At 69.1% G+C, this 24,038-nt stretch carries 12 protein-coding genes and 1 pseudogene; 7 read left to right on the top strand and 6 right to left on the bottom strand.

The window, feature by feature from the left end:
* Positions 1–5 precede the first annotated feature (5 nt).
* Complete coding sequence (locus ACQ0O7_RS28825; RefSeq protein ID WP_430786324.1) at positions 6–227, bottom strand: hypothetical protein; 222 nt, start codon at positions 225–227, stop codon at positions 6–8.
* 638 nt (positions 228–865) lie between these two features.
* On the opposite strand from ACQ0O7_RS28825, the gene ACQ0O7_RS28820 reads away from it, so the two are divergent.
* Together ACQ0O7_RS28820 and ACQ0O7_RS28815 are read left to right on the top strand one after the other, a co-directional pair.
* Positions 866–1,096 (top strand): hypothetical protein, encoded by a 231-nt coding sequence (locus tag ACQ0O7_RS28820; RefSeq protein WP_430786322.1) that lies wholly within the window; start codon positions 866–868, stop codon positions 1,094–1,096.
* A complete protein-coding gene (locus ACQ0O7_RS28815; RefSeq protein ID WP_430786320.1) occupies positions 1,054–1,758 on the top strand; it encodes a class I SAM-dependent methyltransferase in 705 nt (234 codons plus the stop codon). The genes ACQ0O7_RS28820 and ACQ0O7_RS28815 overlap by 43 nt, the downstream gene beginning before the upstream one ends.
* A gap of 20 nt (positions 1,759–1,778) precedes the next feature.
* Here ACQ0O7_RS28815 and ACQ0O7_RS28810 read toward each other — a convergent pair whose 3' ends face one another.
* Positions 1,779–2,828, bottom strand: a complete 1,050-nt coding sequence (locus ACQ0O7_RS28810) for a S66 peptidase family protein (RefSeq protein ID WP_430786318.1) — start codon at positions 2,826–2,828, stop codon at positions 1,779–1,781.
* 100 nt (positions 2,829–2,928) lie between these two features.
* On the opposite strand from ACQ0O7_RS28810, the gene ACQ0O7_RS28805 reads away from it, so the two are divergent.
* Positions 2,929–5,031: a diguanylate cyclase domain-containing protein gene (locus tag ACQ0O7_RS28805; RefSeq protein ID WP_430786316.1), complete on the top strand. Its 2,103-nt coding sequence runs from the start codon at positions 2,929–2,931 to the stop codon at positions 5,029–5,031.
* On the opposite strand, the gene ACQ0O7_RS28800 is transcribed toward ACQ0O7_RS28805, so the two are convergent.
* A complete protein-coding gene (locus ACQ0O7_RS28800) occupies positions 4,959–5,744 on the bottom strand; it encodes an SDR family NAD(P)-dependent oxidoreductase (RefSeq protein ID WP_430786314.1) in 786 nt (261 codons plus the stop codon). The genes ACQ0O7_RS28805 and ACQ0O7_RS28800 overlap by 73 nt on opposite strands.
* A 103-nt stretch (positions 5,745–5,847) precedes the next feature.
* Between ACQ0O7_RS28800 and ACQ0O7_RS28795 the strand changes: the two genes are divergently transcribed.
* Positions 5,848–6,684: a helix-turn-helix domain-containing protein gene (locus ACQ0O7_RS28795; protein ID WP_430786312.1), complete on the top strand. Its 837-nt coding sequence runs from the start codon at positions 5,848–5,850 to the stop codon at positions 6,682–6,684.
* Between the two features lie 264 nt (positions 6,685–6,948).
* On the opposite strand, the pseudogene ACQ0O7_RS28790 reads toward ACQ0O7_RS28795, so the two are convergent.
* The 3 genes and pseudogenes from ACQ0O7_RS28790 to ACQ0O7_RS28780 form a co-directional block, all read right to left on the bottom strand.
* A pseudogene (locus tag ACQ0O7_RS28790) lies at positions 6,949–7,401 on the bottom strand (sugar phosphate isomerase/epimerase family protein); the annotation flags it as partial.
* A gap of 346 nt (positions 7,402–7,747) precedes the next feature.
* Positions 7,748–8,248 carry a hypothetical protein gene (locus tag ACQ0O7_RS28785; RefSeq protein ID WP_430786310.1) on the bottom strand — a complete coding sequence of 167 codons (501 nt, stop codon included), beginning with the start codon at positions 8,246–8,248 and terminating at the stop codon, positions 7,748–7,750.
* Between the two features lie 26 nt (positions 8,249–8,274).
* Positions 8,275–19,866, bottom strand: a complete 11,592-nt coding sequence (locus ACQ0O7_RS28780; protein ID WP_430786308.1) for a LamG-like jellyroll fold domain-containing protein — start codon at positions 19,864–19,866, stop codon at positions 8,275–8,277.
* Between the two features lie 136 nt (positions 19,867–20,002).
* Here ACQ0O7_RS28780 and ACQ0O7_RS28775 point away from each other — a divergent pair, with 136 nt between their 5' ends.
* From ACQ0O7_RS28775 to ACQ0O7_RS28765, 3 genes are all read left to right on the top strand, one after another.
* Positions 20,003–20,545 (top strand): hypothetical protein, encoded by a 543-nt coding sequence (locus tag ACQ0O7_RS28775; RefSeq protein ID WP_430786306.1) that lies wholly within the window; start codon positions 20,003–20,005, stop codon positions 20,543–20,545.
* 93 nt (positions 20,546–20,638) lie between these two features.
* Positions 20,639–21,529, top strand: a complete 891-nt coding sequence (locus ACQ0O7_RS28770) for a hypothetical protein (RefSeq protein ID WP_430786304.1) — start codon at positions 20,639–20,641, stop codon at positions 21,527–21,529.
* 33 nt (positions 21,530–21,562) lie between these two features.
* Positions 21,563–23,011 (top strand): tetratricopeptide repeat protein, encoded by a 1,449-nt coding sequence (locus tag ACQ0O7_RS28765; RefSeq protein ID WP_430786302.1) that lies wholly within the window; start codon positions 21,563–21,565, stop codon positions 23,009–23,011.
* The last annotated feature ends 1,027 nt before the right edge of the window (positions 23,012–24,038 follow it).

The following is a 24,038-nucleotide window of genomic DNA, read 5'->3' as shown; positions in this document are numbered from 1 at the left end:
ACCCGTCAGACACGACAGATCAGCGCTGCGGTGCGGTTCTCCACACGGCCGGCCAATGCCCGGAGTGCGGTCACCGGCCGGCCGGAGCGATCGCCCTCGGCCACGAGATCACACAGCACCGCCGGATCCTGTTCGCGGACTTTCCCGCCATGGTGGAACCGGTTGAACCCGGCCACATCCAGCGGATGCATCCTGGTCTCCTGGCCGAGATGGATCGAAGCGGTCACCCGGGATCCCACGATCAGGGCGACCCGGCCAGACCAACCATGCCGGGGCAGCGGCGGGATCTCCCGCTGGGCGCGCAGGGTGAGTTGCCACAGTTCTGAGTCGGCGACGACCCGGGCGATCGGCGGCCGACCGGCGACGTCCCAGGCGGCGTAGATGGTGAAGACCGCGTGGTCGCCGACCGCGCGGGCCGGCGGTGCCCCGCCTGGTACGGCTGGTGTGCCCGTCCGGGGTGACGATCACGAACGCGAAGCGCTCGCCGTGCGGAGCCGTGGCGTCGTCGACTACTCGGTAGCCGTCGAGCGTCTTCGTGGTCGAGTCGTTGTAGTCATACAACCGCAGAGGTGGGGTGAAGGCATCCGTGCGGCCGGGCCGGACCAGGAACGTCAGTTCGGGCCCGGCCGGTTGGAGGTGGTATCCGAATCAGACACCGACGGCACCCGCGCCGACGATGAGAACGGCAGATCCGGTCACGTGTGCTCCTTCCGGAGGCCAAACCCACCGACGCTTCGCTCTACGGTCGTCAGGCGGATACTTGACGACCGTGAAGCACCCGACCGACGGCTATAACCATGGGTATAGGCGAGGATCCGGCTGTCGTCAGATCCGCTGGGAAGGAGTGAATGGCAGAGTTCCGGTCATGGAGATCGAGGGAACCACGGCACCGGTCAGCACCACCCGCATCTGGCTGCGGCGGGTCGCCGTCGGGCTGGCGTGTGTGCCGTTCGCGCTGTTCAGCCTGGTGCACACGATGGGACGGTCGGGTGATTTCGGGGTGCTGGGTGAGTGGTACGTGATGACGCCACTGACCATCGCTACCCTCCTCGCGTGGGGACTCATCGAGAAGACGGTCATCTGGCCCACCAAGTAGCGGTTCAGCGGGCGTACTCGTCGGTGTCGGGGCTCTACATCGACCTGTTCGGCAGTACGGCCAAGGTGCACTCCGACGATCTTGACCTGGTCGGGCGGCACCTGCGACGGCCCGGGACGGTGCTCGATCTGGGGTGCGGGCCGGGCCACTACACCGGATACCTGCGCTCGCTGGGGGTCGAGGCGGTCGGGATCGACATGGTTCCCGAATTCGTCGAGCATGCCCGGCGCGCTGATCCGGATGGCGACTATCGGATCGGTGAGATGCGGGAACTCGCTTTTGACGACCGTACCGTCGCGGGGATCCTGGTCTGGTACTCGCTGATCCATCTGCCGCCGCCGGAACTGGACGGGGTGCTGAGGGAATTGCGGCGGGTGCTGGCTCCGGGCGGGGTGCTGGTTGCCGGATTCTTCAGGGGCGAGGACAGCGGGGACGGCAGGGATGGCGGGAACGGCAAGGACGGCAGGGAGGGCAAGGGCGGCAGGGACGTCGACGGCGTCGAGGCGTTCGAGCACAAGGTGATCACCGCCTACCGGTGGCCGATGGACGTCTTCGCGGAACGGCTGTCGCGGGCCGGCTTCACCGAGGTGGAACGGCAGAGCCGCCCGGCACAGGACGGCCGCCGTACGCACGCCGCACTGGTGGCACAGGCCGGTGCGTGAAACCGAGAAGGCGGGCGGGGTCAGTCCGGGGCTACGACGCCGGGCTGGACGGTCAAGGTGGCTGTGGTCGTGTCGATGGTGGCCCGGGTGCCCAGGGGGATCGTCAGCTGGCCGTTGCCGTGGCCGATGCGGAGGCCGCCCAGAACCGGGACGCCCAGTCCTCCCAGACGGTCCTGGACCGCCTGCGCGGCCGTCCACTGGCCGGCCGTCACCGGGGCGTTGGTGAACTGGCCGAGCGCCACGCCCGCGAGGTGGCGTAGGGCGCCCGACCGGATCAGGTGGGTCAGCATCCGGTCGTAGCTGTACGGGGCCTCGTCCACATCCTCGAACACCAGGATCGCGCCGCGGAGATCGGACATGTCGGGCGTACCGAAACCGGCCTGAAGCATGGTCAGGTTGCCGCCGAGCAATGGTCCGGTGGCGCGGCCGGGGACCGACACCGCAGCGCTGGGCTCGGCCGGATCGCTGGTCAGGGTGATCGGGTCGGTGGTCATGATCGCGCGGCGCAGGGATTCGATCTCGGCCGGGCCGGTGCGGGAGTCGGTCCAGGCCACCATCGGGCCGTAGAAGCTGACGAGGCGCGCGCCGGTCCAGAGCCGGCCGCTGAGCACGGTCATGTCGCTGAAGCCGACGAACACGCGCGGATCCCGGCGGACCGCCGTCAGGTCGAGGCCGTCGATGATCCGCTGGGTGCCGTATCCGCCCCGGGCGGCGAACACCCCGCGCACCCCGGGGTCGCGGAAGGCGGCGTTCAGGTCGGCGAGCCGGTCGGCGTCGGTGCCGGCCAGGTAGCCGTACCGGTCGTACAGGTGTGCCCCGGTCTCCACCACCAGCCCGAAGCTCTCCAGGATCTGGATGCCCCGGGCGAGCCGGGTGGTGTCCGGCACCCCGGCGGGCGCGACGACCCGGACCCGGTCGCCGGGCCGCAGAGCCGGTGGCCGGACCACGGGCCGCGCACCGGCACGAGCGTGAGCGTGCGCGGGGGCGACGGTGGCGCCGGCGACGACGGAGGCGGCGGCAGCGGACGCGGCGGCAGCGGAGGCGATCAGGGCGCGACGGGAGATCTCCATGAGGCGAACGCTGCCCCGAACCCGCCACCCAGTCAAGACCATCGATTTACCTCATCCGGGTGGCGGCGACGGCCGAAACACAGGGAGGAAGGAGAGATCCTTGTCAGGTGGCAAATGGCTCACGGTGCAGTACACCATCTTCGCCGTGGCGCTGGGCGGGGTAGCCGCGGTCGCGCTCACCGGATTCACCACCGCCGGGCGGGTCGCCGGGCCGGCCATGCTGTTCTACGACGTGGTCGCGGTGGTGTTCGGGTTCCGGGCGTACCGGCATCCGGGCCTGGCCCGGCCGTTGCGCCCGGCGGTCCGCACGTTCACCGTCACCGCCGTGCTCATCCTGTCCATCTCGCTGACCTTCTCGGTCACCGGCACCACCGCGTTCCCGCAGCCGGGCGACGTCATGCACCTGGCCACGATGATCGCGTTGTTCGTCGGGCTGCTGCAGGTGCCGCTGCGCCGGGCCGGCAAGCGGGAGAGCTGGAAGCTGCTGCTGGACTCCGGCACGGTGGTGCTCGGCGCGGCGATGGTGCTCTGGTACGTGGCGATCGGCCCGGCCCTGGACAACACCGCCGACCTGGCGAAACCGGGCCTGGTGCTGGCCGCGGCCGGCTATCCGGTGGTCGACCTGCTGGTGCTGTTCGCGCTGGCCCGGCTGCTGTTGCGGGGTACCGGCCTGATCGGCCCCCGGCCGCTGTGGCTGCTCGGCCTGGGTGTGGTGTCGCTGCTGGGGTCGGACGCCTATCTGGGCTGGGCGCAGGCGCACATGGCGGTGGTGCCGCGGACCACGTTCGATTTCGCCTGCTGGCTGATCATCCACTTCCTGTTCGCCTGCACTCTGATCGAACTGTGGCGGCAGGCGGCGCATCCGGTCGCGCTGGACGGCCCGCGCCGCCGCCGGGTGGCCGGCAAGCTGCCCTATCTCGGCATCGGGGTGGGTTACACGCTGATGGCCGTGGCCACCTTCCACGAGAGTAGCCTGTTCCCGTGGTCGGGCCTGGTGCTCGGCGGGATGGGCATCACCGGCATGGTGGTGGCCCGCCAGCTGCTGGTGCAGCGGGAGAGCACCGAGGCGGCCGAGACCGACGCGCTGACCGGTCTGGCGAACCGGGCCCGCCTGCACGACGAGCTGAACCACGCGCTGCGCCGGGGCGGCCGGACCGGGGTGCTGCTGATCGACCTGAACGGGTTCAAGGGTGTCAACGACCGCCTCGGCCACCAGGTCGGTGACGGTCTGCTGGTGGCGGTGGCCGGTGCCATGTCGCGGGCGGTCCGCGGTGACGACATGGTCGGCCGGCTGGGCGGGGACGAGTTCGCGGTGGTGGTGAAGGCGGTGTCCGGGGAGGCTGACGCGGTCGCGGTGGCGAAGCGGATCACCGAGGCGATCGCCGGGCCGTTCGTCGTCGGTGACCTGCCGATGAGCGCGTCGGCGAGCATCGGGGTGGCGGTCAGTGATCCGGGTGAGACCGGCGCGGACGGTCTGCTGCACCGGGCGGACGTGGCGATGTACGACGTGAAGCGCCGTGGTTCCGGCTGGCAGGCGTGGCATCCGGGGCTGGGCGCCGACGTCACCCCGGAGCAGGGACCGGAGAGCGAACTGCGCGAGCTGCTGGACGCGCCGCCGGACGACGGGCGGCTGTCGGTGGCGTACCGGCCGATCTTCTCCCTGAACGGTGACCGGATCGGCGCGGACGCGATGCTGTGCTGGAACGGCCGGGTGCTGTCGGCGGAGCTGCTGGCGGTCGCGGCCCGGACCGGCGCGACCGCCCGGCTCGGCGACCGGTTGCTGTCGCTGGTGCCGGCCGCGCCGCCGGCCGGCGGGTTCACCGTGGTCGCGGTGGACTCCGAACAGTTGCGCCGCCCCGGATTCCACGCGCCCGGCCTGGTCCTGGAGGTCCCGTCAGCATCACAGGATCAAGACCTTCTGACCGATTTGCGTACGGCCGGAGCACGCATCGCCGTCCGCGACTTCGGCACCTCGTTCGCTGACCTGACGGCCCTGTCCACGATGCCGGTGGACTTCCTGCGGCTGGACGCCCCACCCGTGGGAGCGACCGCCGAGGCGCTGATCCGTCTCGGTCAGACCCTCGGTCTGACCGTTCTGACCCACGGCCTGGAGATACCGCCGGACGCCGCTCAGGAGTCGGTCAGCGCGGCGGCCCGCTCCCACAGCCGGGCACCGAACGCCGGGTCCGCCGCGGCCCGGTGACGCACCGGCCGCGGGGTGAGCCGGTCGAAGTAGCCGGTGGCCGGAGTCGCCACGGTGGCCAGGTGGACGAGGGGTTCGGCACCCTCCTCCGGCGATCTGGTGAACCGACGCCCGGCCGCCGACCGCTGCACCCACCCGACGGCCGGGGTCTGGCGGGCCAGCCCGGACCGGACCGTTCCCGGGTGGAAGGCCACCGCGCGTACGTTGGCCGGGGTCCTCTTCTCGATCTCGGCGGCGTGCAGGATGTTGGCCAGTTTCGCCCCCGCGTAGCCGCCGGTGCCGCCGAGGTCGTCCGGGTCCAGGCGCCCGAACCGGTACAGGCTGCTGCTCGTGTTGACGACTCGCGCGTCCGGTGCTTCGGCGAGCCGGTCCAGCAACAGGTTCGTCAGCAGGAAGGGCGACAGAAAATTGACCTGTACGCCGGTCTCGTGACCATTCTCGGTCAGCTTGCTCCCGGTCGGGCCCATGCCCGCGTTGTTGGCCAGCACGTCGATCCGGGGCAGCCGGTCCAGCAGTTCACCGGCGAGCCGCCGCACGTCGTCGAACCGGGTGAAGTCGACGGTGAACCCGATGCCCCCGGTCTCCGCGGCCACCGCCGCGGTGGCCTGCGCGGAACGGCCCACCACGGCCACGGTCATCCCCCGCGCGGCCAGCCGTCGTGCCGCCGCCGCCCCGATGCCGGAGCTGGCCCCGGTGATCACGATCGTTGTCATGCCGACGGACGCTACGACCGTTTCTGATAGCCGTGCAGAGAGCTGATGATCCTGGTACGCCGAGCACCAGGATGCGCGGGCCGGCGCGCGTTATCGTGGGCGTGTGACGGCGCTCGGGGAGTATCTGCGCGCCCGCCGCGCCCTGCTGCGCCCCGCCGACGTCGGCCTGCCGTCGACCGCCCGGCGCCGGGTGCCCGGCCTGCGGCGCGAGGAGGTGGCCCTGCTCGCCGGGATCAGCGCCGACTACTACCTCCAGCTCGAACAGGGCCGGGACCGGCGGCCGTCAGCGGAGATCCTGACCGCTCTGGCCGGGGCGCTGCGGCTGGACGGCGCGGCGACGGCACACCTGTTCGCGCTGACGATGCCCGCGCCCGGCCGCCCGCCACCGGACCCGTCGGTGCCGCCCCGGCTGCTGCGGATGCTGGCGGCATGGGCGGAGACCCCGGCGTACGTGCAGAACGATCTGTTCGACGTACTGGCGGCGAATGATCTCGCTCTTGATCTGTCGCCACTGCACCGGCCCGGCGTGAACCTGGTCCGGGAGGCGTTCCGGGCCCCGCTCCCGCCCGGCCCCGATCCGCGCCCCGATCTGGTGGCATGCCTGCGAGGGCTGGCCGATCAGTCCGATCCGTCCCTGAATTCCCTGGTCAGCGAGCTTTCCGCGACCAGCGGCGAGTTCCGGCGGCTGTGGTCCCGGCACGACGTGCGCGGCCACACCAGCGGGCGGCTGGCCTTCGACCACCCGGACGCGGGCCGGATCGAGCTGTCCTTCGAGCGGATGATCGTCCCGTCCGCCCCGGGCCGGCACCTGGTCGTCTACACCGCCGACCGGGACTCACCCTCCGAGGCGGCGCTGCGGACCGTCGCCCGCCGGGCCCGGCACCGGTCCGCGCTCCCTCCCGATCCGCGGCCGTCTCCCGGCGGTCGGCTGTCGCGATGAAGACGTTGGGGATACGCCGATCGGGCCCCGTAGATCGGGTCGCCCTGCATCGTCCGCGCCAGGTCCGCGCCACTGACGGACCGTCCGGCGACCGCCGGGCCGAATGCGGTGGGCACGGGAAGGCCCCGGCCGAGCAGCGAAAGCCGGCCCGTGCACACGCTCACGGGCCGAGTGCTCCCGGCGCGCGCCCCAGGCCCGGCAGGCGATCACCAACCGGCAGGCGTGCGACCTCGCGGGACCTGGATTCGATCATGGACGGTGCTCTCAGCCCCGGGCCGCCAAGGCGTCGAGCACCTCACGGATCGCGGTCAGGCTGGCCTCCCGGTCGGCGGCGCCGTCCAGTTCCACCGCGATCGGTCCCCGGTACGGCCCACCGTCCAGCAGTGACAGCGTCTCCCGCAGCGGCAGCGTGCCGGCGCCCAGCGGCAGATGATCGTCGATCACACCGTCGTTATCGGTCAGCTGCACGTGCCCGATCCGGGATCCGGCGGCCGCCAGGAACTCCGGCACGCCTCCGGGCAGCAGGTGGGCATGGCCGAGATCGGCACAGTACGTCAGTGCGGGCGATCCCGCGGCGTCGATGATCTCGCGCACCTCCGCGGCGGTGCAGCCCAGATAGCGGATCTCCGCCTCGGCCGGCAGCACGTTCATGTTCTCCAGCGCCAGGGTCACCCCGCGGGCCTCGGCCTCCACGGCGAGCAACGTCGCCGACCGCCTCGCGCACCGAGCCCGGACCGTTCACCTGCACCTCCCCGAACGCTGGCCCTGGCCGGCAGCGTTCGACAACCTGTTCACCGCCGTCCAGACCACACCCGCCCGAACAGCCCGAAACCACCAAAATCAGGCAACCCGCCCACAGGCCACAAATCCGACTCCACCCCGACTCACCGCATCCCGGAGCAAACCGATCACGCCATTGGCGAGTTCGGCATTCCCGCAACCAACCAGCACTGAAAGCTATTCACCGAGCTACGGCGCCAACCTCGTCGGTGGATCGAGGCTGAGATCCGAATTCGACGCTTATCCGCCGGCCGGCGATCGTCAATCGTCTTCGCCGATACTCTCAACCTTGGCCGGCAGCTTCTCGGATTAACTCCTTCTGGCGGGCGATCGCACCCATGCACCTGTCATTCGCCAGCTCAACAGCAAGGACTACGTCCTCAGATGTTCCGACGGGAAACTCAGGAAGGTCCTCGCAGTCCCGAACAACATCATAGAGAGCGGACAGCACCGCTTCGGTGCTGTCAACTCCAATCTTGAGGGGATTCGCTGCAACGCAATACGACAGGCCCATGAAGAGTTGCCACAACGGCAGGACGTCGAAGTCCTCGGAAAGCTCGATCAGTTCATCGAAGATCTCGTCGTTCGGTCCCCCGTCGCTGGATCCGCTGACGGCAGCACGAATTGAGCGGATCGCCGCCTCGACCGCAATTCCCGCCTCTCCGGTAAGCAACCCTCGGGCAGCATCAGGCAGCGAGGCGACGGTGTCGTTTATCACGTCCGAAACAAGTTCGATACGTTGAACCGAGGAAATGGTTCTGAGTAGAGCCACTTCGGCAATCATTTCTCGATCCCACAGCGATCTCATTGCTATCCCCACCCGACAAGGTCGACGCCTTCATGCCCCGCGACACGTACCGCACAACCTTGATAGCTCGGCGTACCCGGCTCACATGGCTTACGGTGCGGTGTCAAACGACCCGTTCCCGAAATCTCCCCCTTATTCATAGCATTAAGCAGAATGTGCTCAGCATGAGTCTGCTTTGGATCAATGCCAAGAAGCCTCTTTCCGGAGACCCGTTGATAGCCAAGCTCCTCGGCCAGCTTCCGCATTCTAGGCGATGACTTGTTGCTACTTACCGTGAAAAACTTATCTCCTCCGATGACAGCCGTAACAACGGTAATCTTACGTTCAGCCTTCCTTCTGCTCGCCCAGGCCTTCTCTTTCTCCTCGTCGGTGTATCCCGCCATGACTTCTGGATCAGTCAGATGAGAGGCATATTCTTGGTGCAACGCTCGCGCATCGGCAAGAAGTTGCTCGTCCGACGGGCAGGGGTAATCACCATTGTTGTTGTGTACGAGGACCGACGTCGCGTCGGCGATTACATAGTACGTGTGGATGTCGTCGACGGTGAGGTCGCGCATCACCTCGGCGCCGGTGAAGTTCCGGACCTTGGTTACGTACTGGAGTTCGCCGTTCGGGCCTATCAGGGTGGATTCGCCCGCGACCAGGTCGGCCGCGTTCACCCACTCGTCGGTGGTCTCGTCCCAGAACGGATGGTGAGCAGTGGTCTCCAGGACCGTTGAAGAGTCCGGCTCCTCGGTCGGGCCCCGGGTACTGCGGCCGCCTCTGCCCTCGGACACCGTCTCCGCGTCGTCATCCGTCGCCGGCTTCGTTGACACCGTGACATCGGTCAACTCGTAGTCACGGTTGGCGTGCAGCAGCGTTACCTCGCGCGCACCCTCCTCACCCGTCACCGGATCCTTCGCCGCCACCTTGTCGCCGATGGAGATGTCGGCGATTCGGCGGGTGGTGCCATCGGCCATCAGGACTCGGGTGTCCGGGTCGAAGCTGTGCTTCGGCGGCGGGATCGGGCAACCGACCTCGGTCACCTGGTCGGAGCCCAACTCGACAGCCTGCGTCCGCTGTTCCTGCGCGGACCGTCTCGGCTGCTGGCTGTTCTGTGTCTTCGTCTCCCGCGGCTTGGCGTTGGTCGGCTTGTCCTGGGACTTCGGCCTGGTCTGCGGGGCGGGCTTCTTCGCCTGCTGGGCCGGGGCCGGTTTGCGCTCGGTGCGCGCCTGGGCCCGCTGTTTCTGGGCCTGCTGTTTCTTCCTCTCCTCGACCTTCTTGGCCGGGGGCTTCGTCTTCTTCTTCGGCGGCTTCGGGCGCTTCGGCACCTTCGACATCACGTCGGCCAGATGTTTGCGGGCCTGGCCCAGCAGCGCCTGCGACTGGCGCATGGCGGTGGTGGCGGCGTCCACGATTCTGCGCCATGTCCGGTAGCCGTCGAGGGCCCGGTTGATGGACTTGACGAAGGTGGCGAACATCTTGATGCCCTTGATCGGGCCGGCGAAGTTCATCGCCAGGTCGACGCAGTCCATCAGGCTGCCCTGGAGGCAGCCCATCACGGAGTAGTAGCCGATCATGTCGAGGAGCATCCCGACGCCTACCTGGAGCAGGATGCTCAGCAGGTCGGTGCGGCTCTCCCGTTCGGCCCGCTGGTATTCGGCCTCCTGCCGGGCGATCTCGGCGCCGGTGGCCTTCATCTCCCGGTCGCGGGTCTCCATCGCCTGGTTGTAGAGATCCAGGGCCTTCTGGTATTTCCGCAGTTCACACGCGTAGTCGTAGGTGCCGCACTTGCCGTCCACCGCGTTGCCGGTGGTGTCGGTGTTGGTGACCGGGTTGCCCTCGGCGTACGCGAACCGGTTGGCCGAACCCGACGTCGGAGTCGGACTGTTGTTCGCCGTGTCCCGGGTGTCGAAGGTGCCGGTCGCCGGGTCGTACCAGCGCGACCACATGTTGACCTTGCCGGTGGTCTGGTCGGTCCACTCCTGCTGATAGCCGAGCTTGCCGACCATCCCACCGGACGCCAGGACCTTGCCCCACGGGTCGTAGGTGACCGACCCGGTCAGAGCGGTGCCGGTGGCGGTGAACTCGCCGACCACGTCGGTGTGGATGTCGGTCCAGGCGTACCGCTGGTTGCTGCCGGACGTGACGCCCACGAGCTGGTCCGAGGTGTCCCGGACGTACTTGTTGACGCCGTCGGTGGCCAGGTCGTTGCCGAGACCGGTGTAGGTGAAGTTCGGCTGGATGACACGACCCAGGCCGTCATAGGAATACCGGCTGCTGCCCTGCGAGATCACCTGGTTGAACGCGTCGGTGACCGTGTCCACCCGCTGCCCACCGCTGACGGTGGAGGACAGCGTGCCTCGCGCGGTGTACTCGTAGGTGGCACCGGTCGTATCCGACACCAGCTGGTTGCGCTGGTCGTAGGTGAAGACGGTGTTCCCGGCCTGCACCCGGTTGCCCGAGTCGTCGTAGGCGTACAGCACCGGGTCGGTGCCGTTGTCCCACTGGGTCAGACGCCCGGCCCAGTCGTAGGAGTACTTGTTGGTCGACGCCCCGTTGAAACCGGTCGTGGTCTTCTGCGCGAGGGTGTCGTCGACGTTCCAGACGTAGGCGATCCTGCCGACCGAGGCACCGGCCGACTTCACCTCGTCACTGGTCAGCTGATGCAGCGGGTTGTAGCCGAAGGTGCGGGTCTTGGAACCACCGTAGGTGATCTCTCTGACCTGGTTCAGCTCGTTGTACTTGTAGGCGAGGCTGGTCGTGCCGTTCGTCAACGTCGACAGGCGGCCCTTGTCGTAGCCGTACGTCGTGGTTCCGGCCGCATCGCTGCGCGTCGCGAGGGCACCATCGGAGTTGTACGTGTACGACGAGTTGCCCGACACACCGGTGATCGAGCGGACCAGACCACGGTCGTCGTACGCGATCTCGTTCCGGCCCGCCGCACCGGTGAACGACGTCATCCGGCCGGCCCGGTCATAGGTGTACTCGCGGTCCGCCGTGGCCACCTGCGCCCCGGTCCCGGAGCTGGTGGTCACCCGGCCCATCACGTCATACGACGAGGTGACCGTGACACCGCCGGGCGAGTCCATCCGGACCATCCGGCCGCCCACGTCGTACGTCGACGTGAACGTCCGGTCGGCCGCGCCGGGGGTGGACGCGGTGGCCGGCTCGATCTGTGCCTCCGGCAGACCCCACGTGTTGTACGTGGTCAGGAAGTCGTTCCCGTTCCCGTCGGTGAACCGGACCCGGTTGCCGCCCTTGTCGTAGCCGAACCTCGTGTGGATCTTGCGTTGGCTGTTGACCGGTTCGTATTGATCGGTCAGCTGCCCGAGCGCGTCATAGACGAACTCGGTCTCCCGCTTGTCGGCCACAGTGCTGTACGCGTTGCTGGCCCGCACCGGGTTGCCCGCGATGTCGTACGTCTGCGTGCGGGTGCGCAGCGCCCCACCGGTGCCGCCCGGCCCGAATTCGGAGCTGCTGACGGTACGCCCGGCGAAGTCGTAGGTGACGGTGGAGTACGACTTGTCGGCGGCGATCACCTTCACCGGCCGCCCGGCGCCGTCGTACTCCGTCGTGGTGGTGTTGTCCGCACCGTCGACCACGGTGAGCTGCTCGCCGACGCTGTTGTAGGTGGCCTTGGTGACCAGACCGGACGGCGAGGTGATCGAGGTCGGCCACGGCTCGTCGCCGTACCCGTACGTGGTGACGTGGGTCTTGTTGTCCTGGCGCACCGAGGCGGTGCTGTCCTTGGTCCGGCCCAGATAGTCGTAGGTGGTGGAGACCGTGGCACCCTGCGGGTCGGTGTACGACAGCAGGTCACCGTTGTCGGCGTAGGTGTAGGCGCTCACCCCGTCATCGGGCGTGACGACCTTGGTGGTACGGCCGAGGGTGTCGTACTCGTAGGACGTCTCGGCCCCGTACGGATCGGTGGTCTTGAGGATCTGGCCGACCGCGTTGTACTCGATCTGCTTGGTGGCGGTGAGGTCCTCGCCGTCCGGTGTCCGATAGGTCGGGGACTTGGACTTCACCATCCGGCCGACCGCGTCGTATTCGTTGACGCTGACCTGGCCGTTGCGGTCCTGCTGCTCGGTCACCTCGCCGAAGGTGTTGTAGCCGACCCTGGTGAACGACGGCATCGGAATCGACCCGCCCTCGGGCTTCACCGGCGGCAGCATCGTGGTGACCGGGCGGCCGACCTCGTCGTACTCGATGGTGGTGGTGTTGCCCTTCGGATCGGTGACGGCGGCCACCGAACCGTCCGCCAGCAGCCGATACGTCGTCCGGCTCACCTGCGCGTCGGCGGCCGGCTGCACACCGGTGCGGATGTCGGTGATCTGCGCCGCGGTCAGCGCCCGCTGATAGGTGCGGACGTCGTCGATCTGGCCGGCGAAGCCACCACCGATGGTCAGATCGGTGGCCCGGTTGTTGAACGGCTTGGCGGTCGAGAGCGTCGAGCGGACCGTGCCGTTGACATACAGCTGAGCCGTCCGCGAGGCCGGGTCGACGACCACGGCCAGGTGCTCCCAACCGGTGCCGGCCGCGACCGTGGCCGGCGGGGTGGCCGGCAGCACGGTGGCCGAACCGTCCGTGATCTCCCGGACCGCCATCCGCATCTGCCAGGACTTCGACTGCGCGTGGTAGAAGACGGTCAGCGCGGGACCGCCGATGTCACCACCCAGCGTCACCACCGGCCGGTCCGCCGAGTCGGCACCCGCGCCGAGCTTGGCCAGGGCACTGATCGTGTACGGACGCTGGGCGTCGACCGCCGGCTGCCCGGTGATCGCACCGGCGGCACCGGTGAACGAGGCGGAACCCGCCGACCAGGTCACCGCACCGGACACCGTGGCATGGTTGTTGCCGGTCGCGTCGGCAGCCGTGGTCCCGGACGTCTCGTCCAGCTTCCACCGGGCGGTCGGCGTCACAGCGCTCGACAGGTAGGTGGTCTGCTGCTGCAGACGGCCCAGCCGGTCGTACATGCTGTCGGATTCGGACAGCAGCACACCACCCGAGTTCAGCCTGGTGTTGACCACGTCGTCGTCGACGGAGTACCCGAAGCTGGTGGTACGCGCGGTGCCGTTCACGTCGACGGTGGCCGTGGTGTTCCGGCCGGCCGCGTCGTACGTGTAATCGGTCCTGGTCTTCCCGTTGTTGGTGACCTGGCTGATCACCTTGCCGGCCGGGTTGTACGTGTTGCGCTCCAGCACGTGCGAGTTCGTGCCGTCGGTGCGTGTGACGGTGAGCAGCAGGTTGTTGTCGGTGTAGGTGTACTCGTTGCGCGCCCCGCTGGCATCGGTCTCCGAGGCGAGCCGGCCGGCCGGGTCGTACGCCAGCGACCGGACGGTGATCTCCCGCTCGCCGTCGTCGATGATCGTCGCCAGCTCGTTCCCGGCGGCGTCGAACCTGGTCACGACCGCGGTGCCGTCCGGGTGCTCCTGCCGGACCACACGGCCGTACCCGTCGTACCGCAATCGGGTGATGTTGTTGTTCTGGTCGGTCTCGGTGACCCGCATCCCGTTGGCGTCGTAGCCGTAGGTCACGGTCCGCGCGGCGTCACCACCGGCGACCGAGTCGGCGACCGTCTCGGACAGCAGCAGACCGTCGTCGTCGTACGTCAGGGTGGTCAGCGGGCTGTGCTTCGCGCTGGTGACCGCGTTGGTGAACGCCGGGGTGCGCACGGTCACGACGCGATCCAGCCGGTCGTGGGTGTAGCTGGTCACCGCCTTGCCGATGCCGTTCGCGGTGTCGGCGGCCTCGGTCTCGGTGATCGTGCGGCCGAGTCCGTCGTACGTGAACTCGGTGGCGGCGCCGGCGGGGTCGATCGTCTTGGCGATGTCACCGTTCGGGCTGTACAGGATCGTCTGCACACCACCGTCCGGCTTGACCACCCGCCACGGCAGGCCCGGCTTGGTGGCCACCCCGTCGGCGGCCCCGTCGGGCGAACCGGTCCTGGTGTAGCTGATCCGGGTGGTGCGGCCGAGCGGATCCACCTCGCTGGTCCGGTTGCCGGCGGTGTCGTACTCGTAGGAGGTCAGGTACCGGTTGTCGGTGATCGACGTGGAGCCGGTGCCGCGCTGCGCGGTCAGCTTGTCGTTGCGGACGTCCGCGGGGACGTCCTTGTCCAGCCAGTAACTGTTGTACGAGGTGGAACAGTTGCCCGCCGACCGGTCCTGGCAGGTGGTGACCGACACGACGTTGCCGCGCTCGTCGTGCTCGTTCACGGTCATGTTGCCGTTGGCGTCGGTGACCGAGCGCAGGTTGCCCTTGCCGCTGTAGCCGTACCGGGTCACGTTCCCCCGGGCGTCCACGTCGGCGACCTTGCGGCCGTGGATCAGGTCGTTGACCACTCGTGTGGTGGCGCCGTCCGGGCCCTCGATCGCGTAGGAGACCTCACCGGCCGACTTGCCGGACGCCGCGTCCCGGGCCCGGAACTGGTACGACGCCTGGCTCGCGTCGATCACCGAGTGATAGGTGGCGACCTCGGCGATACTGCCCTTGAAGTAGCTGGTCACGTCGTGGTCGAGGTAGAAGAAGTTGCCCGAGGCCCGCTCCGCGTACCCGGCGCCGAGGGTGAACTTCAGCTCCTGGTTGTACACGCCCAGCCGCTGGTGGCTGGTCGACGACTGGGCCAGCTCGCCGTCCACGTACAGCGACTGGGTGGTGCCGTCGGTGGTCAGCACCGCGTGGTGCCACTTGCCGTCGTTGACCTTGCCCTTGCTGGCCAGCGACGGCAGCCAGGTCTGCGCGGTGCTGGCGTTGCAGTCGAACAGCTTCAGGACGGTGCCGTCCGTGGTGGACGTGTTCGGGTTGTCCAGGCAGCTGAGCGAGTTCTGGTTGCGGAACCCGCCGGAGTCGCCCTGCCACTGCTGGGCCGGGCTGTTGTTGCAGGTCGACAGGGTCAGTTCGGTGCCGTTGGCGGTGCCGTTTCCGGCCGGCGTGATGCACTTGCCGAACGCCTGGAGGGTGAACGACGTGCCGAGCCCGTTCGCCGGGACGACACTCCAGTTCTGCGCGGCCGACCCGTCACAGGTCCGCAGCTCGACCTTGGTGCCGTTGGCGGAACTGTCACCGGCGAGGTCGATGCACTTGCCCTTGGATCCGATCGAGTTGATCGGCCCGGTCGGCACCGAGTTCGGCGCCAGGCCGCGGAGCTTGCCGTCGGTGGTGATCCACAGGGTCGGGAACTCGTACCGGGTGGTGGAGAGGATGCTCTCGTACTTCGGGCCGAGCAGCGGCTGCCGGGCCGCGGTGGTGTTGAACCAGAGCGAGATCGAGGTGGTGCCGGCCTTCGTCGCGTCGGCGGCCGACGGCGGCGCCACCCCCGGCGGCAGGGACAGGTAGGACGTGGTGCCGTTGAACGTTCCCGCCTTGCCCGCGTCGCCGAACGGCCCGTTCACGGCGCCGAGCCCGACCACGTTGTACGCGGCGTCCTGCCCGTTGACCTCGTTCACCGGGATCTTGCCGCCACCGCTGTTCTCGGCCAGCCGCCAGTAGTTGGTCGGCGCACCACCGAGCACGGCGCTCTCGTACACCTTGGTGGTCTTGGCGATATCCGGCGCCTTCGGCGTCCACACCGCGCCGTTACCGTCGGTGACCTGGGTGACGCGGCTGCTCCGGCTGTCGTAGGAGATCTTCGCACCGGACTTGCCGGACGGCTTGGTCACCGCGGTCAGCAGCGGCACCGCCGGATGCTCACCGGCCTCGGCCAGGTATCTCGCCGTCGCCGCGTTGAGCGAGTTGTCGAAGAGCGCGGCCTCGGCGACCACACCGGTGAAGTAGTCGCGGACGCCCTTGTTGCTCGTCGTGTTCGGGTGCGGCTGGTTCGGCCAGCCCCCACCGACGAAACCCTTGCCGATGTACGACGACTGCGCGGTCATGTCCTGCACGACGATCCCGGCCTCGTCGTCGACCTGGTCGCCGTCGAGGTACAGCTCCTGCTTGTTGCCGGAGGCCGACAGCAGGACGTGGTGCCACTCGCCGTCCCGGACGCTGACGCCCGAGTCCAGCGCGGTGTGCACCCGTGACACGAACGTCTGGCTCGCCCTCGGCGCGCTGGTGGCGCAGGCCTCGGTGTGGACCGACGGCATGTAGTTGACCGGCGGCTCGGCGAGATCGTCATCGTCGGCGGCGAGCGCGGTGGTGGCCGTGGCCAGGCCGGGGCTGATGCCTCCCGGGAACGGGAAGGAGGGCAGGTAGCCGACCTGCATGCACTGGTACGTCTCGTTGTTGACGATCTGGCCGTTGGCCCGGACGTCCCAGCTCTGCGCCTCGTCGTTGGTCGAGCACGAGGTGGTGGCCAGCACCGCCGGGGCGACCACGTCGGTGTCCGTCTCGGCGGCCTGCAGACAGCGGGTGACACCGCCCGAGGTCACCTTGATCTGACCGGCACCGGTCCAGGTGAACAGCTGGCTGTTCGCGCCGGTGCAGGTGTCGGTGTAGAACGAGTCGTCGCCGTCGGAGGTGAGACAGTCACCATCGGACGTCAGGGTCAGTGTGGTCGGCGTGTCCCGTTTCAGGGCCTTCGGGAAACCGCCCATCAGGTGACCGTTGGATCCGACGTACAACGTGGGGTTGTAGACGGTCTGGGTGTTCCCCGCGGTCGATCCCGGCTTCTCCTGGGACTGGCCGTAGAGGACACCGGTGTCGGCGCCGTCCGCCTTGAACCACATGCTGATCGCCTGGTTCGACCAGTCCCCGGACATCTTGGCGGGCAGCTGCACCTGCGAGGTGCTGCCGTCGAACCCGGCCGCGGTCGAGGTCGTCCCGGCCAGCGGGCCGGGCACCCCGAGATTCACCCCGCTGTACGTGCCGACGTCGGTGCCGCCGTTGCCGACCGTGCTGCTCTCGGCCTGCCCACCGGAGGTCTCGTTCAGCCGCCAGTACGAGTGCGGCCGGGCGTCGATGACCGCGTTCTGGTAGAGCGATCCGCTGGCGCCGTAGGTGTACTCGTGGCACTTCGTCCCGCCACCCGGCGGGCAGACCTTGGTCAGGCTGCCGCCGGTGTACTGGTAGTTCCAGGTGTTCACCGAGGTGGCGTCGCCGGCGACGGCCGGGTCGGTGATCACTCGCGCCACCCGCGCGGGGGTGGTCGTGGTCCACTCGATGTCCAGGGTCCGGCCGGACGCCGCCTCGATCATCGACGGACGGCCGCCGGTGTGGTGGATCTTCTGGATCCGCCCGCCGCCGTCGGTGATGCTGACCAGCGGCATCGTGATGTCGGTGGCCGCGCCGAGGAACTCGTGGGCGGTGCCGTCCTTCTCCGTCAGCCGGTAGCCGCGATTCGTCCCGGAGGTGATCGGGATCAGGGTGGTGGCCTGGCCCGCGGGCGACGACCAGCTGCCGTCGTCGTTACGGCCGAACGCCAGCTCACGCCCACTCGGGTAGGTCACGACCAGGGTGTTCAGGACGGTCCTGCCGCTGATCGCCACCGGCTTCTCGGTGATCCGCGCGTCGAGCACGCTGGACCAGCCGGCGCCGAACGCCTGATCGGTCCGGTGGTCGGTGCTGTTGTACGACCGGACGATCTCCAGCGGCGGCCCGACGGTCCCGACCATGGCGTCCCGGGCCGTGGTGGTGTAGTTGCCGATCACCGGGTCGAAACCCTGATCGCTGTTCTGTGACAGCCCCGACGTGATCGGCTGCTGCGGCACCGGCGTGGACAGCGCGTTCTTGATCAGGTATTTGTCGTTGGTCAGCAGGCCGTCGTCGAGCCGGACGGTCCAGTAGTAGGTCTCGTTCCACTTCAGCACACCGGGCGGCACGGTCCACGACGTCTGGGCGCTGGGCTGGCCCGAGTCCTTGATGACGGTCTTGCCGTCCTTGTCGTAGATCACGAACTGGTACGTCAGCGACTTCGGCCAGTTGTCCGGGTCGGTGGCGTCCGCGATCAGCTCCGGCGTCAGTGTCGCAGTGGTCGCCCCGTACGCCGGGTACTGCTCGTTGACCTGCGGTTCAGCGTTGTCGTCGTAGGTCAGTTCGAGGTACGGGTCGGTCGTCGCGGTGCGGTTCGCCGAGGTGAACCGCTTGAACCCGGCCGAGTTGGTCTCCGACGCGGTCAGCGCCAGGCCGTAGTTAGGCCACTTCTTGGTGGACCACGCCTGGAAGGTGTCCACCGGCAGCTTCACCGCGCGCCGCGCGCCCTTGTCCGGATTGCTGCCGGTGTTCTCACAGGCCGGCTTGTTGTTCCCGATCACCCACGTGCCGATCGGCGCCGAGTAGGACGGCCCGGAGGCGAGCGTGCCCTTCGCGTCCAGGATCGTCTGGACCCGCCAGTCCGAGGTGATCCGGCGGACGTAGACCGGCATGGTGTTGGTGCAGTTGTACGACCACGAATGCCACATGCTGAGCTTCGCCGACTTGATCTGCGTGCCCATCAGGCCGTCGTCGTCGAACTCGTCGAAGTGCATGAACGACCGGGACCGGGTGGTTCCGCCGTCCCAGGTGCCGACCACCAGGTCGTCGCCGTTGTGGTTGGTGGTGGACGTGCTGTTGTCGGTGAAGATGTCACCGGTGTCCTTGGTCTGCACCGACGGGTCGACGCGGATCGGGTACTGCCGCGCCGGGTCGTTGAGCCACGCCGCGTCCGCCGTCACCTTCAGCGCCTGCCCACCGTCCACGGTGACCAGTTCGTAGCGCACCGCGTCGGATTCAGCCGGGGCACCCGACTGCGGGTCGACCTTCGAGTCCTCCATCCAGCCGCGCGGCACCCGCATCGCCACCTCGCCACCGGCGGTGACCAGTTCGATCGAACCGCCGGAGGTCAGCCGCGGGGTGAGGCCGTCCGTCCTCAGCGGGAAGACCCACTCGTTGCCGGCGGCCGGCGACTTCAGGATCAGGGTCTCTTTCAGACCGTCGTTGACCGAGTGCATCTCCAGGTCGGTGAACGGCAGCACATCCGGGTACGTCGCGGTCTGGCCGTCCACCACCGCCCGCACCGGGGCGGCGCCCGACAGACCCCAGGACAGCGTCTGGCCGGAGGCCGTGGTCACCGAGGCGAGCGACGTGGCGCCGGCCGAGGTCAGACGGGCGCCGCGGGCCGCCGAGGCGGGGGCGGCGGCCTGTGCGCCGAGCGTGACCTCGATCGAGTTCGCCCCCGCTTCGAGGCGGTCGCCGCGCTTGGTGAGGGTCGGGTCGATCGGCTCGTACGAGCCGTCCCCGGCGTTGAAGTTGACCCGGGACTCGTGGATGCGCCGGGTGAACGAGCCGTCCTGGTTCTCGTACGCGGTGGAGGTCGCCGTGGACTTCTCCGGCAGGCGCTCGCTGAGCTCCTCGTCGAAGCTGTTCTCGTCGCCCTGCTTCGGCGCGGTGGTGAACGGCTTGGATTCGGGCAGCTCCGGCGTCACCGGGTCGTCGACGCCGGCCCTGCGCCCGGCCTTCTGACCCGCGCCGGTGTCCCCACCGGTCTCGGCCGACGGCACGTAGTGCCCGGCGGCCGCGGGGTCACCGAAGACCTCCTGCACCGGCACCCCGGCCACATCGGCCAGTGCCGGGCCCTGGCGCAGGATGGACAGCAGACCGGAGACCGGCCAGCCGCCGTCCTCCGGAATCACCTCCGGCGGCACGCCCAGCGACAGACCGACGGTAAGTGCGGTGACGACAGCGATGCGCCGCCTCATAGTGAGCCCCGTTCTCACAGCTTTCTCCAAGGTGCGGGCGGAAGCATGCGGCAGCGATATCGATCTCTGCAAGATCTTGATTTCCGCGGGCGGAGCTGCATAGCCTCCGTCGATGTCCCGCGAAGCACGACCGGCAGTGACCATTCGAACGACGTCTATCCGGTACCTGATCAGCAGAAAGATCGCGGCGCTCCGATGGCCGCACTGGGTGGCGATCGGCACCGCGGCAACCGTCGCGATTGCTGTCAGTGTCTGGGCACTGTGGCCAGAGTCACCTCGCCAACGGGTTTACCTCGACGCCACCGCCTGTCTGCTCACCGGCAACCAGGGGGTGACCACCGAGCCCGCCGCATCCGTCTGGGCCACCCTGCAACAGGCCTCGGTGGACACCCTGGTCCGCGCGCAGACCCTGCGGGTGAGCGATCCGCAGACACCGGAGAACGCCGCCGGCTATCTCGCCTCACTGGCCACCTCCGGCTGCGGGCTGATCGTCGCGGTGGACGCGGGACCGGCCGCCGCCGTCGACAAGCACGCCGGCACGTTCCCCGCGACCCCCTTCATCACCGTGGGTGGTGGCACTCCGGCGGCGAACGTCCAGGTCTTCGACCCGTCGGACACCGCCGGGATCCAGGCCGCCGTCCAGACCCACCTGGAAGCGATGGCCGATCAAGCCTCCTGACGTAACCGCACCTCAGACCCTATGTAGAGATCAATGCTAGGGTGGGCCGTGGGATGCCACACCGGCAACCCGAAAAGACCCCCCGAGGTGAACATGAGGAACCAGAATCGCGCCGGCATCGCCGCGGCCGCCGTCGCCGCCATGATGGCGGGTGTCACGGGATGTGCCGGCAACCAGCCGAGCGGGGCCGCGGGCGGTGACGCCACCCAGGTGCTGATCGACTCGGTGGCCGGGCTCCGGGCCGGCAACTACACGTTCACCCGGACCGGCGCCGGCTTCATCGCCGACATCCAGCAGGGGGCGGTGGCACTGCCGGACGGGATGTCGATCCGGCACACCGGCACGTTCGCGGTGACCCGGGCCGGGACCGAGACACTGCTGCAGTACGCGCTGCACGGCGATCCCGAGATGCGCGAGCAGTACCTGGCGTACTGGAAGAAGAACGTCAGCGGGGCCGAGGCGAAGAAGATCGACGCGATCTACGCGCAGCTCGACGGCCGGAACTGGGTGCGCACCACCGACGAGAAACTGGCCGAGACCGCCGCCGTCGAGGAACAGAGCGGCCTCGACTCGATGGCCACGCTGCCCACGCCGGAGAAACCGGACAGCACCGGGGCCGTCGTGCTGGTCGAGGCGGTCACCAGCGCCGAACGCTCCGGCGACACGATCACCGGCACCCTCGACGCCACCGGCCAGGACCCGTTCCTGCGGCGGGCGTTCAGCGAGGCGGACTACCTGTACGGTCCGGGCGCGAAGGCGATGCCGTTCCGGGCCACCCTCGACGGCCAGGGCCGGCTCACCGAGTTCACCGTGACGATGCCCAGCGTGATGGCCTCACAGCCGGCCGAGCCGTACGAGCCGTCGCCGCCGCTGGTCATCCGGATCTCGGACTACGGCGTGACCGAGGCGCCGAAGCCACCGGCCCAGGTCACCGGCGAACTGAGCGCGCAGGCGTACGACCTGCTCGCCCGCGACACCGACTGACCGGCCGCTGACGAGGGCTTCTACACTCCCGGCGTGACGAGCATCCCCACGCCGACCGAGATCGCCTTCTCCCTGCTTCGGGAAGGACGGCTCGCGGACGCCGAGAACGTGATCAGGCGGGAGGTTCGGGCCGCCGCCGACAAATACGGCACCGACAGCCACCAGTGGGCGTCGGCCCAGTGCGATCTCGGAAACATCCTGCTCAGCGGCGACCAGATCAGCCGGGCCGTGGACTGCTTCCGGGCCGCCGCCGACGTGCCGGCCCGCGATCACGAGAGTGGCAAGGACCGGTTGACGTACCGGCTGAATGTGGGTCTCGCTCTGCGGATGGCCGGCCGCTTCGACGAGGCCGAGGCCGAACTGCGGCAAGGCCTGACCGAACGGCACGACTTCTACGGACCGGACCATCCCGGGTACGCGTTCGGCCTGGAACCGCTCGCCGACCTCCTCCGTCGGGCCGGCAAACTGGACGAGGCCCGGCAGGTGGCGGAGCAGGCCGTCGCCAACCTGTGGCGCAACGGCCACGAACGGGTGTCGTCCGCCCTGGCCCTGCGGGCCGCGATCGTGTTCGAGCTGGGCGGGCGGCCGTTCGACGGCTCCGAGTTCGCCGACCTGCCCGACGAGGTCGTGGCCCGCACCGGCCAGGCACTGGTCCAGATCAGTGACGACAAGGAGCTCATCCTCGCCCTCACCGAAGCCCTGGAACACCGCCTCGGCCCCGACCATCCCGGCACGCTCACGGCACTGTCCGCGCTGGCGAACCTGGCCCACGACAGCGACGACGAACAAACCCGGATCAGCGCGATCCAGCGCCTGCTGGCCTCCTACGAACGGCAGGACCTGCCGGAACAGGCGCTGATGGCGGAGCAGGGCCTGGCCCTCGCATACGGCCACGCCGGCGACGCGGAGGCCGGAGTGCGGTCGTACGAGTCGGCGTACCACCGGGCCGAACGCCTGGGCTCCCCCGAAATCGTCAGCCAGGTGCTGCGCAACTGGGGTCTGGCCCTCCGCGACGCCGGCCAGGAGACGCTTGCCGAACAGCGCCTGACGGAAGCCCTGACACAGGCCCGCCGCGGCACCGACCCCGACATGGTCGGCCGGGCCGGGGTGGCGCTGGGCCTGTTCCTGCAGCATGCCGACCGCCTGCCCGAGGCGCGCGGCGCCCTGGAGGAGGCGCTGACGGTGATGGACCCGGTACACCCGGACGCGATCGTGGGCCGCAGCCACCTGGGCGCGGTCCACGAGGGCCGCACCTGCGGTTGCGGCGACATGCCGTCCACCATCGCCGACGCGTTCCGGGACTTCGTCCTGACCCGCCTCCCCACCGACCTGCTGGCCCATCTGGACGTGGCAGTCGTCGACAACGACTTCAAAATCGACGTCCACCTGAAGCGAGAGCCGACAGAACAGGAACTGGAACGCCTGAACCAGGTCTTCCAGACAGCCCAGGCCGAATTCCGCCACCGCCTGACCCGAAACTGACCCACCCTCCCGGCGCGGCCGCCCTCCGTCCCGGCGCGGCCGCCCTCCGTCCCGGCACGGCCGCCCTCCGTCCCGGCACGGCCGCCCTCCGTCCCGAGGCGGCCGCTGCCCACGCCGCGCCGGGCAGTCCCGAAATGCACCGATCCATAACCGCACGCCGGACTGAGAACACGGCCGCAGCCACGGCCGCACCGCACTGATCCGCCGATGAGGGGCGCCTCTGCCCTGCCAGTGAATGGCGCCTCTGCCCTGCCGGGAAATCCGCGCAAAAGTAGCGGGATTTACTGGCGCCTCACGCATCCGTCCGCATTTTCGTAAAACCTGAAATCCGCGAGAAAAATCTGTCGAATATCGGAAGTCGCCCATAGGAATCCGGACAGAAATCTCCCCGGCCACCGCACGGAGACCCTCAGCAACCTGGCCGTCTCGGCCCACATCGAATGTCACCGTGACCACCGTCCCGCGTCGGCCACACTCATTCATGAAAAGACAACCCCACGCTCGCCCAACCGGTGCCGAGACCGAGACCGGGACTGTGTCTGGGTCTGGGTCTGGGGCCGGCGCCGGGGCCGGGACCGGGACTGTGTCTGCGTCCGGGGCCGGCGACGGGTCCGGGGCCGGGGCCGGGACCGGGACCGGGACCGGGACCGGGACTGCATCCAAGACCGGGACTGCACCCAGGACCGGGATTGCACCCTGGACCGGGGCCGAGGCCGGGGCTGGCGTTGCGGCCACAGGCTCCCGGTTCGCCCACGGCCGTCGGATCGGTCCGCCGGGTTGCGGCGCTCGCGGCGCCGACAGGGACACCGCTGGCGCTGCGGTTGTTGCGGGCCGGGCTATTGGAGCTGCCGTGCTTGTTTCCCACGCCGCGCCCCGAACCGCCGGATGACGCACAATGCCAGGTGAAGCCGCAGGCGCCGGGCGCGAGACGGGCGCCGGGCGCGAGACAGGCGCCGGGCGCGAGACAGGCGCCGGGCGCGAGACAGGCGCCGGGCGCGAGACAGGCGCCGGGCGCGAGACAGGCGCC

The sequence above is a fragment of the Actinoplanes sp. G11-F43 genome (genome assembly GCF_050589265.1).
Classification (GTDB): domain Bacteria; phylum Actinomycetota; class Actinomycetes; order Mycobacteriales; family Micromonosporaceae; genus Actinoplanes.
This window is presented reverse-complemented; position numbering and strand designations above follow the sequence as displayed.